Origin of the sequence: Thermoanaerobacter brockii subsp. finnii Ako-1, from assembly GCF_000175295.2 — a bacterium.
Taxonomy (GTDB): domain Bacteria; phylum Bacillota; class Thermoanaerobacteria; order Thermoanaerobacterales; family Thermoanaerobacteraceae; genus Thermoanaerobacter; species Thermoanaerobacter pseudethanolicus.
In genome coordinates, this window is sequence record NC_014964.1 from 2,142,801 (window position 1) to 2,155,740 (window position 12,940).

The 12,940-nt window shown below is 33.6% G+C and carries 13 protein-coding genes; 1 reads left to right on the forward strand and 12 read right to left on the reverse strand.

All coding sequences use genetic code 11. From position 1 onward, the window contains the following. Positions 1-16: 16 nt before the first annotated feature. The 3 genes from murJ to THEBR_RS10580 all read right to left on the reverse strand — a co-directional run bounded on the left by murJ (position 17) and on the right by THEBR_RS10580 (position 3,378). On the reverse strand, positions 17-1,582 hold the full coding sequence (gene murJ / locus THEBR_RS10570) for a murein biosynthesis integral membrane protein MurJ (protein WP_003867289.1): 1,566 nt from the start codon (positions 1,580-1,582) through the stop codon (positions 17-19). A 12-nt stretch (positions 1,583-1,594) separates the two neighbouring features. Next, positions 1,595-2,023 (reverse strand): 3-hydroxyacyl-ACP dehydratase FabZ, encoded by a 429-nt coding sequence (fabZ, locus tag THEBR_RS10575; RefSeq protein WP_003867290.1) that lies wholly within the window; start codon positions 2,021-2,023, stop codon positions 1,595-1,597. A gap of 164 nt (positions 2,024-2,187) precedes the next feature. After that, positions 2,188-3,378, reverse strand: coding sequence for an RNA-guided endonuclease InsQ/TnpB family protein (locus THEBR_RS10580; protein ID WP_003867291.1), 1,191 nt, complete (start codon positions 3,376-3,378; stop codon positions 2,188-2,190). Between the two features lie 89 nt (positions 3,379-3,467). On the opposite strand from THEBR_RS10580, the gene THEBR_RS11935 reads away from it, so the two are divergent. After that, positions 3,468-3,548, forward strand: coding sequence for a MerR family DNA-binding transcriptional regulator (locus THEBR_RS11935; protein WP_244261819.1), 81 nt, complete (start codon positions 3,468-3,470; stop codon positions 3,546-3,548). Positions 3,549-4,032: 484 nt separating this feature from the next. Here the strand turns inward: THEBR_RS11935 and THEBR_RS10585 are convergent, their stop codons facing one another. From THEBR_RS10585 to ald, 9 genes are all read right to left on the reverse strand, one after another. After that, positions 4,033-4,368 carry a rod-binding protein gene (locus THEBR_RS10585; RefSeq protein WP_012269757.1) on the reverse strand — a complete coding sequence of 112 codons (336 nt, stop codon included), beginning with the start codon at positions 4,366-4,368 and terminating at the stop codon, positions 4,033-4,035. 23 nt (positions 4,369-4,391) lie between these two features. Beyond that, positions 4,392-5,192, reverse strand: a complete 801-nt coding sequence (gene flgG, locus THEBR_RS10590; protein WP_012269758.1) for a flagellar basal-body rod protein FlgG — start codon at positions 5,190-5,192, stop codon at positions 4,392-4,394. A gap of 14 nt (positions 5,193-5,206) precedes the next feature. Then, the gene (gene flgF / locus THEBR_RS10595) at positions 5,207-5,962 is read right to left on the reverse strand and encodes a flagellar basal-body rod protein FlgF (RefSeq protein ID WP_004399953.1); all 756 of its coding nucleotides are present in this window, start codon (positions 5,960-5,962) and stop codon (positions 5,207-5,209) included. Positions 5,963-5,974: 12 nt separating this feature from the next. Continuing rightward, complete coding sequence (gene mreB / locus THEBR_RS10600) at positions 5,975-7,006, reverse strand: rod shape-determining protein (RefSeq protein WP_003868977.1); 1,032 nt, start codon at positions 7,004-7,006, stop codon at positions 5,975-5,977. 131 nt (positions 7,007-7,137) lie between these two features. Continuing rightward, a complete protein-coding gene (gene spoIIID, locus THEBR_RS10605; protein WP_003868976.1) occupies positions 7,138-7,398 on the reverse strand; it encodes a sporulation transcriptional regulator SpoIIID in 261 nt (86 codons plus the stop codon). Positions 7,399-7,528: 130 nt separating this feature from the next. Next, on the reverse strand, positions 7,529-8,365 hold the full coding sequence (locus THEBR_RS10610; protein ID WP_012269759.1) for a M23 family metallopeptidase: 837 nt from the start codon (positions 8,363-8,365) through the stop codon (positions 7,529-7,531). A 67-nt stretch (positions 8,366-8,432) separates the two neighbouring features. Continuing rightward, complete coding sequence (spoIID, locus tag THEBR_RS10615; RefSeq protein ID WP_012269760.1) at positions 8,433-9,476, reverse strand: stage II sporulation protein D; 1,044 nt, start codon at positions 9,474-9,476, stop codon at positions 8,433-8,435. A 365-nt stretch (positions 9,477-9,841) separates the two neighbouring features. Further along, positions 9,842-11,545, reverse strand: a complete 1,704-nt coding sequence (locus tag THEBR_RS10620) for a PEP/pyruvate-binding domain-containing protein (protein ID WP_012269761.1) — start codon at positions 11,543-11,545, stop codon at positions 9,842-9,844. Positions 11,546-11,667: 122 nt separating this feature from the next. Further along, positions 11,668-12,792, reverse strand: coding sequence for an alanine dehydrogenase (gene ald, locus THEBR_RS10625; RefSeq protein ID WP_012269762.1), 1,125 nt, complete (start codon positions 12,790-12,792; stop codon positions 11,668-11,670). Positions 12,793-12,940 lie beyond the last annotated feature (148 nt).

Genomic DNA, 12,940 nt, shown 5'->3' on the forward strand with positions numbered 1-12,940 from the left:
CACCTCATTTACAAAATTAATTTCTTACAAGTTTAGAATTTACAAATCTTATGCCCCTTTTAAAATAAGAGAGGGCAGATTTGTCAGTGATTAATACAATGGCAGAGTAAATTATAGTTCCAATTAATATGGTCATAAACAAGACTATAACCTCATAAATTCTTTTATCTGACGGCATCTTAATAATCATATTATTATACACAAAATGCACTACAACCCCCATTACAACTGATGCAAACATTGCCCTTATAAAACTCATAAACATGTATTTCCCGCCTATTTTACCAAGTTTTCTTTTTAAAGAAGTAAATAAAAGAAAAGTAGCAAATATGGCTGCAATAGAAGTAGAAAGAGCAAGTCCACCTAATTTTAAATATCTTACCAAAATTAAGTTAAGTGCAATATTTAGTAATACAGCTATGGCACCATTTATCATGGGAGTTTTTGTGTCTTTCATAGAGTAAAAACTTCTACTTAAGACATCTCTAAGGCCATACGCAGTCATTCCTATGGCATAATAAAAAAGGGCGATTGAGGTAAGATATGTGGACTTCTCATCAAAAGCTCCTCTTTCAAATAATACTTTTATTATAGGCACTCGGAGTACCATTGCACCAACTGATACAGGTATTAATACATATAAAATACCACTTACTACAAAATTTAAACTTTTTAGAAAACCTTCTTTGTCGTCTGCTACTGAATGTTGCGATAAAACAGGATATATAGCAGTTGCAATTGATGTTGAAAAAACACCTAATGCAAACGTCTTAAGCCTATTGGCATAACTCAATGCCGCAATACTTCCGTCAGGCAAAAAAGAAGCTATCACTCTATCCACATAAACATTTATAGTCTGCACCCCTGTCCCCACAAGCACAGGCATTGCTAATAAAATGACTCTTTTTACTCCTTCATCTTTAAAATTCACTCTCAACTTGAATCTGTAACCTAATTTATATAAAACAGGCAAATGAACTAATGTTTGTATAAAAGTGGCGATAATTGTAGAATAAGCTACTGCAGTAATTCCAAATTTGCCCCCATATAAAATTGCTACTGTTATTACAATAATATTGTAAGGTATACCAATCATGGCAGGAACAGTGAAATGTTCCATCGCCTGAAGAGCACCAGTAAAAATATTAGATGCAGCTATCAACACCATTGTAGGCAATAATATAGTCGTAATCTTTACTGTCAACTCAAATTTTTCTCCAGTAAAAGCTGGCGCCACAAATTTTACAAGATAAGGTGCGAATGTAAAACCCAAGAAAGTTAAAATTACTGTTGCAACCAATACAACACCTAAAAGGTTATTTATAAAATCAAATGCCTTTTGCTTTCCTTCTTTTTGAAAGTATTCGGTAAATATTGGCACAACAGTGGTAGCTATTGCGGCAGTTACCGCCACAAAAAGTGTCATAGGTATAACAGTTGCTATATTGTAGGCATCCATGGAAACAGAAGTACCAAATTTAGCAGCAAAAGTTATTTCTCTCAAAAATCCAGATACTTTACTTAATAAAGTTATTATCATTATGACGCTAGCTGCTTTTACAGCTTTTTTAGCCGTCGACATATATTAAGCCTCCTATCCTTCTTCAGTCATTATAAACATAAGCTCTGCAGTAGCTGCAACTTCATCTCCAACTTTTGCAACACCTTTAGCTTTAACAAGCCCCATCTTTATAGAATCTATTAAAACTTCTAAAACAAGTTGGTCTCCCGGCCTTACTACTTTTTTGAAGCGGCACTTATCAATCCCTGTGAAAAGCCCTAATTTACCTTTGAATTCTTCTATATTCATAACAGCAATACCTGCTACTTGTGCCAATGCCTCAACAATAAGAACTCCTGGCATTATAGGATTGTCTGGAAAATGCCCTTGAAAAAAAGGTTCATTAGCTGTCACATTTTTTATTCCAACAGCTTTTTTACCTTCTTCAATTTCTATTATTCTATCCACTAATAAAAAAGGATATCTATGAGGAAGAATTTTTCTTATGTCTTTATTTTCCACCCTATGTTTCAGCTCTGTAAAACCTATAAAGATCTAAAATTATCTACAATATTTATAGGTTTTACTCATACACTCAAGCCTTTATGGCTTAGTGTACATAATGGCATCTCTCTACAATGCCATACCGTGAGCCAACGGTACTTTTGTTCACTCCTTTCTTTAAGTCAAGCAACTAATTTCCCATATCGGAAATGTAGAGTAGTTACTTGACTTATTTCTTTGTAATTTAACTCTTTATTCCCTTTATACTTGTTAAATATGTTTATGCTTGAGTTTATATCTCTATCTAATTCCATACCACATTGGCACTTATACACTCTTTTGGATAAATTCATATCTTGTTTTCTACCACAATTTGAGCATGTTTTAGAAGTATAGGCTTCATCGATATAGACAATATTAACACCATGCAATTTTGCCTTGTATGTTAATACTGTCTTAAATTTACCCACTCCCCAATTTTCCTTTATACTTCTGTTTAGAGCTTTCATTTTAGATTTTTTTACCATCTGTTCTTGAGACAGATTGCCTAATATTATTTCTTTATTGTTTAATACTAAATACTTTGTTATTGCATGAATGAAGTGTTCCTGCTGTTTTCTTCTCTTTTCATACAACCTGTTTAATGTTTTTGTAAGTTTTTTATATCTTCTACTTCCTTTTTTCTTTTTATCTCTCATTGACCTTACTTTATCTATCTTCTTGTTCCAGTATTTATCGTATCTTGGATTTATAATCTCAATAACTTTACCATCTTGGCTTATTCCTGTTATAAATTTAGAAATACCTAAATCAACTGCTAAAATATTGTTTGAATTGTTTTCTATTTTCTCTACTTCATAGGTTATTGAAAGCATATACTTATTTCTTGACTTTATTATCCATACTTCACCATAATTTTTAGGTATTTCATTAATATCTATATCAAACTCATAAAAACCCAACTTAATTTTATTGTCATTTATTTTTACATATTCTTTCGGTGTTTTTAATGGGTAAAAGTAATCTTTATTTTTATATCTTGGAAGTTTAGATTTTTTACCATTTGCTCTTTTCTTTAAACAATTCTTATAATCTGTATCTAAATCTATGCAAACTGCGTGTAAATGTTTTGCATATACTTTAGCATACTCTGTATTTTGCTCTCTTAATAATTTAATCTGACTTCTTTGCTCTGACATTGTTATAGTTTTACCATAACAGTTATAATATTCAATCCTCTGGCGTAGATAGGTGTTGTAAAGTATTTTACATAAGTTACTATCCCTCTCTATACACTCTATTTGTTCTTTTGTTGGGTGTATAGCTATCTTTTTGCATAGTATAATTTTTTCTTCATTCTTCTTGAATCTCACGCTCAAGCACTTCCTTTACCACTTTTTTTAACTTTTTTTGTTTATAACTTCTACTACATTTGAGATATAATATGATTGAGGTGATTGTAATGTATTCAATAGGTGAGTTTTCTAAAAAATTAGGAGTATCAATACAAACTTTGAGAAATTGGGATAAGGAAGGTATATAACGTATCCAATAGGTTTTTATATATTTTTATATATTTTTGTCAACTGTTTTAACCACCTCTTTTTAGCGGAATTAGAAGATATGACAAAACAGTGGCTTATCATTGATTATATCACAAAAAAATGAAAAATAAAAAGGGCAAGCGCCCTTTCAAACTTTTGAAAATAGGATATTTTGCATAAGGAACGACTTGTGACAAAGCGACCCGGCACTCAAGTAAGAAAGTTTATAAAGCAAAAATAGAAAAACAATCATACTTACCTGAGTGCCGGGAAACTTAACGAGACCAAGGGTGGAAGCAGGGCCGAAGCCATGGATGGCGGAGGCGGGCACCTTAAGGCATGGATGCCACTTGACGTAGGTACCCTGCCGGAACCCGAAGGTCGAGTTTAGTTTTGTCGCTTTGGAACTCCGGAGTGACGATGCAAAATATCCTATTTATATATTTTTGACTTTGTCAACAAGATGAAAGTGCAAGCGCCCTTTTACACTTTCTTAGAAAGTTGATTATATATTTGGTCAGCCAGTCCAAAAGAACCATTTTGCGCCAATATTTCAGCATATTTATCGTACAGCATAGAAGTAAAAACATCATTTGCTAGGCTATCTCCCGTCAATGGGTCTTCTGGAATTGTCTTTATCATCTCATTTAACATAAGCCCTATAAAAGTTGCCTCTAATTGCTGACATGCTTCTTTAAGCTTTTTACTGTCTTTGTCTTTTATCGCCTGTTGTATTATTCGTTCAAAATCACTTCCATCTTTTTGCAAATCAATTTGAAATCTATTTATATCACTGTTATTCATAGGATTTATTTCCATGCAAGGTCATCCCTTTCAATAAATTATCTTCTCAGATTATTTGCAATTCCCAGCATTTCATCAGCTGCTTGTATAGCTTTTGAATTTATTTCATAAGCTCTTTGTGCGGCAATCATGTCCACCATTTCCTTTACAACTTGGACATTTGAGGTTTCTAAAAATCCTTGCATGACTTTGCCCATTCTTCCTTGAAAGTCATCTCTTGTACTAGGCTGCCCTGAGGCTTCTGTTGGCTCATAGAGATTACTACCCACACTTAAAAGTCCCTGAGGATTGACAAAATTATAGATTCCTAAAGTAGCTACTTCTTGAGTAGTTCCATCAGGATTTTTTACGCTTATTACACCCATTGGCGATACTGATATATCTTTTTCAGTGCTGTCAAAAACTATGGGATTACCGCTGTCATCTAATACAGGATAGCCGTCAGCAGTTACAAGCATTAAAGTGTTACCGTCAGCACTTAATTTAAAACTTCCATCCCTCGTGTAATAAACTTTGTCATCCGGTCCTAACACAGCAAAAAAGCCTTCTCCATCCAATGCCAAATCCAAAGGATTCTCTGTCTGCTGGAGGCTTCCTTCCGTAAAATCTTTTACAATTGCTGAAGGTCTCACGCCTACCCCTACTTGCATATTGACAGGTTTACCTTGTCCACCATATACGTTTTCTCTTTGTAAAGTTTGATATATTAAATCTTTAAATTCGGCCCTATCTCTTTTAAAAGCAGTAGTATTTACATTCGCAAGATTATTCGCGATAACATCTACGTTAAGTTGCTGAGCAGTCATGCCAGTTGCTGCAGACCACAATGCCCTCATCATAATTTTCATCCTCCTTATACTTTTCCAACTTCGTTGACAGCTTTTCCAAGAGTCTCATCAAAAGCAATTACAACCTTCTGATTTGATTCATAATTTCTCATCACGCTTATCATATTTACCATTTCTTTAACTGAATTCACATTTGACTGTTCTAAAAAACCTTGCTTTATTTTCCCTGTTGCAGGAATAACTTGTACATTGGCACTGTTATCTATAAAAAATAAATTATTGCCCTCTTTTCTTAAACCATCATAATTATCAAAATCCACAATTCTAAGCCTGTCCACCAATTGACCATTGTTTATAATATTGCCCATCTCATCAACAGAAATGTCTCCTTGTGACAACTGTATAGGCCCATTTTCCCCTTCTACAATATATCCCTCTTGTGTGACTAAATACCCATCTTTGGATAAAGTAAAAGAGCCATCCCTTGTATACCTTTGACCATTAGGGGTATTTACCACAAAAAACCCATTGCCATCTATCGCAAAGTCTAACTTACCATTTGTTTGAGAAAAAGCACCTTCTTCAAAATTTGTATGAAAAGTGTCAACTAACACGCCGTAATCCATTGTTCCAATTTTCCCGTTAGGCGGTGTGTTATCGCCACCATGTCTTGTTACTTCAAAATTTGGGAAAGGGGAAGTAACTACCACATCTCTTTTATATCCTACTGTATTAACATTTGCAAGATTATTCGCCAAAACATCCATTATCTTAGTTTGGGTAATCATCCCCGAAGAGGCAGTGTAAAGCCCTCTTAACATAAAATCACCTTCTTACTTATTGATTTTGTATACGTCTATTACAGTTTCTGATTTTTCTAATAATTCAAGAGAATCCAATGCCTTCCCTGCACCTAAAGCCACACAACTTATAGGGTCATTTGCAAGATATACAGGTGTATTCATCCTTTCTCTTAAAAGCCTGTCCATTCCTTTTAGCAATGCTCCGCCCCCCGTGAGTACTATCCCTTTGTCACTTATGTCCGCCGCTAATTCAGGAGGTGTTCTTTCTAATACACTGTGGACAGCTTCAACAATTTCTTCAAGAGGCTCTTTTAATGCTTCACATATTTCACTGGAAGTCACTTCTACATTCTGAGGCAAGCCTGACATTAAACTTCTCCCTTTTACTAGCATTTTCTCTTCTTTACCGTCAAAGTAGGCAGTACCTATATTTATCTTTATTTCTTCTGCCATTCTTTCTCCTATTATTATATGATGTTTTTTTCTCATATGCCTTATAATTGCCTCATCAAAATTGTCCCCCGCTACTTTAATATTTTTAGACACCACTGAACTCCCCAAAGAAATTACGGCTATGTCAGTGGTGCCTCCCCCAATATCTACAATCATATTTCCACTAGGCTGTGATATATCTAATCCTGCTCCTATGGCTGCCGCAATAGGTTCTTCGATTAGATAAGCTTTTCGCGCTCCTGCTTGTAATGCTGCATCAATGACAGCTCTTTTTTCTACCTGTGTTACGCCACTTGGAATACAAATCATTATTTTGGGTCTTAATAAAAACCTTCCCCCGCAGGCTTTGTTTATAAAATACCTAAGCATTTTCTCTGTAACGTCGTAGTCAGAAATTACTCCCGCCCTCATAGGCTTCATGGCTAATATATTCCCTGGCGTCCTGCCTACCATTCTTTGTGCTTCTTCGCCAACTGCAAGAATTTTATTAGTATTTCTATCAATTGCTACAACTGATGGTTCTTTTAAAACAATTCCTTCCCCTTTGATGTAGACCAGGACAGATGCCGTGCCAAGGTCAATTCCGATATCCTTAGAGATCGCAAACATCCAAACACACCTTTCTTATGTATTTCGACAAAAATGGCATCCACTTAAATTATCGACATTGATGCCGAAATGTTTAATTTATTATCAATTTATTAATTCGCTACAAATTTACAAAATCCTCTTTTATTTTCTTAAAATTTATTGTTCGTTTTTTGATATTTTATTTTAGTTGCTTTTCCTCCTCTTATATGCCTTTCCGCTTTATTTTTGCTTAGAATCTCTCTCACTTCTTTATATAATTCAAAGTTTATATCTGGAAGCCTTTCTGTCACATCTTTGTGAACTGTGCTTTTGCTAACTCCAAAAACCTTCGCAGCTTCTCTTACAGTTGCTTTGTGTTCTACTATATATTTTGATATTTCTAGTGTTCTCTCTTCTATGTAATCTTTCAAACCCAAAACCCCCTTTAAATTTTTCAAATCTCATTAATATGTATATGCCAAAACAAAGCCATTAGAATATTTATAAAAACAAAAAAGACTTGAATACGGGAAGTATCCAAGTCTTTTTAAGCAGGTGTTCTTATTTAAAATATGCTATTGGATCAACAGGTATTCCATTTTCTAAAAGTTCAAAATGTAAGTGGGGTCCTTCCCCAACTTCAAACTTTGCTGATTCTCCTATTTTCCCTATTTGCTGTCCTCTTACTATTTTTTCTTGTTCCTTTGCTAAAATCTCATCGTCTAAATTTGCATACCGTGTTTCCCATTTTCCATTTTTTATAACAACAGTATTCCCTAATTTTGGATCTTTATATACCTTTGTCACAATTCCATCCATAGCTGACAATACAGGTTCTCCTAAGTTTGATCCAATATCTACACCTTTATGAGTTGTCCATTCTTGAAGGGTTTTTGAAAATACAAGCTTATCTTTAGCAAATTCTAATATTATGTCTCCATTTACAGGCTTCAATAAAACTAACATCGTAGAAGATAAATTACTATCTTTTTTTATTGTGGATGTAGTACTTGCCATAACAGTTGCTACTTTGCTGTTTGTTAAACTATCATTTTTCCCTGAACTTTTAACCTCGTCACTATTTTTTGTTACCGGTTGAGGATTTTCTTTTTTGTCAGATACGTTATTTTCTTGTTGTTGGCTGATAACAGCTGTAGAATTATTTTGCTGTTCTTTTTCTTCCTGAGCTTGCGCTAGTTCTTCTTCATAACCCCAATCACTTTCAATAGCTGAATTAATTTCTTCTTGCTGTGCTTTTCTGAGTTCTTCTAATTTTTTTAAATTATTATTAGTAACATAAACTGATGTAGCGGCTATCACTACTACGGATAAAAATAATACTATGTAAAAACCCTTTCTATCAAAAAATCTTATTAAATTTTCCCTGTTTATTCTCACATTTTTCACCTCCAAATGGTATTTTAACCATTAACTTAATTATTTATACAAAAAATACAGCACTTTATCAGTGCTGTATTTTCAATAAATCTTCAATTTTTACTATTTCTATCCCTGTATAATAATATTTCAATATTTCGTCAAACTTTTTCCCTTGTTTCGCCATTGCATTTGCTCCATATTGACTCATTCCCACTCCGTGACCATAACCTATGACGGTTATTACAATGTTATTTCCTTGTGCCTCAAAGCTAAAATTTGTAGAATTTAAATCAAAAATTTCTTTTATATCTTTACCATTAAAAGTTATATTCCCTATTTTTAAAGTTTTAACGTGCCCAACTTGTGTTCTTTCTACATCTTTTATTTGAGTTAAAATATTGCTATTATCCAATTTCAAAGAAGGCTCTTTTTGCTTTAATTTATTTATAAATTCTTCTTTTGACACTATAACAGTAGTTTTATATTTTGATGCTACCTCTTCTCCAGGAGAAACCACACTTCTTAAATAAGGAATTTTACTCTGCCATACGTCCTCAGAATTCTCTGTTTTCCCTCCACTTATAGCATGATAAGCTGGCACAATTAAAGCATCATCGTACACTAAGACAAGTCCTCTTGTATCTTCTACTGCTTGAGATATTTTGGCATAGTATTTATCAAAATTTTCTCCCCATTTTTGCCTCAACTCCCCCTCAGATTGCCATGCTTGGCAATGTTCAGAATCGGCGCACACATCAGCTCCTGGATGTAATTCGCAACCCTTTCCTCCCAAAGCTATTTCCTTTGAGAGAGCATAAGTCCTCGCTGCAACAGCTTGTGCCTTTAAAGCTTCCATTTCAAACTCCGCAGGCATTTCTGCAGCAACTACTCCTTTTACGTATTCCTCTAAATCCATTTTTTGTATTTTGTTTTGGTTTGTTATAAAAACATTTATAGTTTTGTAATTACTTGTGTCCTCTAATTTTACTAATTTCCCGTTATCCACTAATTTTATTTCTTGGGAAGGTACAGAAAAAGTTTTATGAAAATTAAAGCCAAACACTATTATAGATGGCAAAATTATCAAACTAAAAAATATTGTGAAAACTCCATAAGCAACATATCTCATTTTCCCCCTCCGACATTAAACATGCTAAATAAAATATATGTCCATAAATATATATTTATTCTTCCAGAGAATCCAAAATAACAATTAAAATAGTGGGAAAAGTTCCCACTATAGTAGAGGAGGATATAAGCATTTATTGCTTCATAACTTTCTATCGGCAGTTTTAATATAAAACTTTAATAAAACAAAAAAACAGCTGCTTTAAAGCAGCCTACATTGGGTTGGGGGTGCAGAATATATTAAATTTTATGGGGAAAAGGGGAATCATTCTTACAGTTTAAATTATATTACATTATTTTGGCGCTTTAAATAGGACTTAAGTCTCATTTTTTGTTATTTTTATATCTTTTTATACATAAATCGACTTACTTCTCATGAGAAATGACATACCCTATCATTTTGTCTCCATCTAAATAAGCATCAAATCGTCCTTCAAATATTTTGACAGCCGTGTCGATATATGTCCCCCTTTTAAACCATTCTTCATTGAAAATATTATTTTCATAACCATCAAATACCGGCATGTATAAAATGTTATCAATGTCTAAATCAGTAAAAAAGTGAGTCCCATAAGAAAGCTCTGGCATAAAATCGCCATTTTTTATTCCAAGCTCTACAATCATAGCAGCATTAGATATTTCGTTGTATATAACAGGTACCCCTAAATAGGGATTAGAGGAACCCCATCTTCCCGGACCCACAAGAATGTATCTATCTCCTATACTTTTATTGAGTCTACCTATTATTCTTGCAATTTCATGTTTATCTCTATATTGGCTGTAAACTTCATGGTCTACGTATACTATATATTTTATGTTTTTCAAGATGCCATTTGTAAGCATTCTATCCCCTTTCAACAAGACACATTTTTTTTCAATATCTTTAGGAATGTGGACTTTTCTGAAACTCTCATAAGAACTCAATGGTCGTGTTTGAAGAAGATAAAATTCGCCTTTTTTTAAGTCATAAGTGAATTCAATGTCAACTGCCATTCCCATTTCTTCCTCAAGATATTTAAACAAATTAGAGATTATGTTAAAAAATCCTCTGTGTTTCCTCGGAAAGTTTTCAAAAGTAAAAATATATTTATTAAAAACATCATTGCTGTTATTCAGTATATTGATATCAAAAATAGCGTTCTCTCTTTTTGAGTATATTTGAGCAATATCACCTATCTTATCGTGATATGTTAAAAATTGCGGTACTTCATTTATGTTATAGGTCTCAACTTCCCCTGTAATTAAATTTAGCACATCAAAAGTTTCCTGTGAATTTTTCGCTATTTCTTTTGGATTATTGCCTTCGGGCCTTAAACGCAAATTAGTTAGAGAAAAAATTCTCGCATATCCTCTACCTGTACACTTTGTCCCTAAACCAAAAACTAATCTCACAACCCCATCTTCTATTTTAATTCTGTCAGTCCACCGTCTGTAATTTCGAGAGAAGCCTACTCCAGAAACCTCTGGATAAAAATACATACCTTTTTGTGAACCTATCAGTTGTTGCACAATTACCCCCATTAATTCTTTTTGATCAGGAGCATGTTTTCTCCTATATGCGACGGCATCTGGGCCATATACGCTTACATAAATCTCTTTAATAGCTTTTTCTAATTGTTTAAGCCTTTCTCTATCTGTCCCCTTGTTAGGAATAAAAGTGGTATAATACTTGCCAGCAAAAGAATATTTTACATTATCTTCTAATAAAGAAGAAGACCTCACAGCTAAAGGATAATACATTTTATTTAAAATCTCTGTCAGCACTTTTTTAAATTCTGGAGGAAATTTAGCTTCTCTAAATCTCATTTCTACTTCCTCATAAGGAGTATCTTCCGTTATATCATTTAAATTATTATAATCTAAAAACATTTGATAATAATCAGTAGCTATAAAAAAACTTTCAGGTATCTTTACACTTTGCTTAAAAACATCAATATATTTTTCTAATACCTCTTCTGCAAAGCAAAGTCCTGAAGCTTTTCCTCCAATATACCCTTCCCCAAAAATTCTATCTTCGTTTTTTCTGTTTAAGCGAGGATTGTAATTTTTATATAATAAAGTCTCAGACATTTTTCCACCGCCTATTGAGATTTTAATTTTACAAAAATTATAACATGAGATTTTTTAGTAAACAACAAAAAACCTCCCACAAAATTTCTTTGTGAGAGGTAGATATTTTCATTCAGAAAATCTTACTCTTTATCTAAAGCCTCAACAGGGTCAACATACTCTAAACCTTGAGCATCTGCAACAGGTTTGTAGGTTACCATTCCTTTATAAACATTTAATCCTTTTAATAAAGCTTTATTTTCAAGTAAAGCCTTCTTATATCCTTTATTTGCTATTTCTAAAGCATAATGCAATGTTACGTTAGTTAAAGCAAAAGTAGAGGTTCTCGGAACCGCTCCTGGAATGTTAGGCACAGAATAATGTACTACTCCATGTTTTATAAAGTACGGGTCTTTGTGAGAAGTCGTTCTATCACAGGTCTCTATACAACCACCTTGGTCTATTGCAACATCCACTATTACTGCACCTTTCTTCATCGTCTTTACCATTTCTTCTGTCACAAGTTTTGGCGCCTTTGCTCCAGGTATCAAAACTGCTCCTATTAGCAAATCTGCTTTCTTCACACTCTGAGCAATATTAAAACTATTTGACATCAAAGTTGTAACTCGTCCACCAAATATGTCATCAAGGTAAGCAAGTCTCGCTGGATTTACATCCAATATTGTAACTCTTGCTCCCATCCCCATAGCTACCTTTGCTGCATTTGTACCTACCGTTCCCCCACCTATTATTACTACTTCTGCTGGCTCTACTCCTGGGACTCCGCCCATTACAATTCCTCTTCCTTCATTTATGTTGGTAAGAAGATAAGCTCCTATTGTCACCGACATCCTTCCAGCTACTTCACTCATGGGAGTTAAGAGAGGAAGTGCTCCATTATCTAATTGTACTGTCTCATAAGCAATCCCTACTACTTTTTTCCTTAATAGAGCTTCTGTTTGTTGTTTATCAGGAGCTAAATGAAGATAAGTAAAAAGAATCTGTCCTTCTTTGAAATAGTCATATTCGCTTGGCTGTGGTTCTTTTACCTTCATAATCATATCTGCTACATCAAATACTTCTTTTGCAGTATTAAGTATTTTCGCTCCAACCTTTGCATATTCTTCATCAGTTATGCCACTTCCCATTCCTGCACTTTTTTCAATATATACTTCATGGCCATTTTTTATAAAAGCTTCAACTCCCGCAGGAGTAATAGCCACACGAGCCTCTGCAGTTTTTATCTCTTTTGGAACGCCAATTTTCATATCCTATCTCTCCTTTATCAATCTTTTATCAAAACCTTTTCAATATATTAATTCTACAAAGCTATTAAAAATCCTTCAACAAAAAATAGAAATTATAAAAACTTTTAAGTAAACAACATACTTTCTTAAAATTTTTCGTAAATTTAAA

Bases quoted from the DNA above. Each gene is read 5' to 3' on its own strand.
- murJ (WP_003867289.1), bottom strand. From the start codon at position 1,582: ATGTCGACGGCTAAAAAAGCTGTAAAAGCAGCTAGCGTCATAATGATA.
- THEBR_RS11935 (WP_244261819.1), top strand. From the start codon at position 3,468: ATGTATTCAATAGGTGAGTTTTCTAAAAAATTAGGAGTATCAATACAA.
- THEBR_RS10585 (WP_012269757.1), bottom strand. From the start codon at position 4,368: ATGGAAATAAATCCTATGAATAACAGTGATATAAATAGATTTCAAATT.
- flgG (WP_012269758.1), bottom strand. From the start codon at position 5,192: ATGATGAGGGCATTGTGGTCTGCAGCAACTGGCATGACTGCTCAGCAA.
- flgF (WP_004399953.1), bottom strand. From the start codon at position 5,962: ATGTTAAGAGGGCTTTACACTGCCTCTTCGGGGATGATTACCCAAACT.
- mreB (WP_003868977.1), bottom strand. From the start codon at position 7,006: ATGTTTGCGATCTCTAAGGATATCGGAATTGACCTTGGCACGGCATCT.
- spoIID (WP_012269760.1), bottom strand. From the start codon at position 9,476: ATGAGATATGTTGCTTATGGAGTTTTCACAATATTTTTTAGTTTGATA.
- THEBR_RS10620 (WP_012269761.1), bottom strand. From the start codon at position 11,545: ATGTCTGAGACTTTATTATATAAAAATTACAATCCTCGCTTAAACAGA.
- ald (WP_012269762.1), bottom strand. From the start codon at position 12,792: ATGAAAATTGGCGTTCCAAAAGAGATAAAAACTGCAGAGGCTCGTGTG.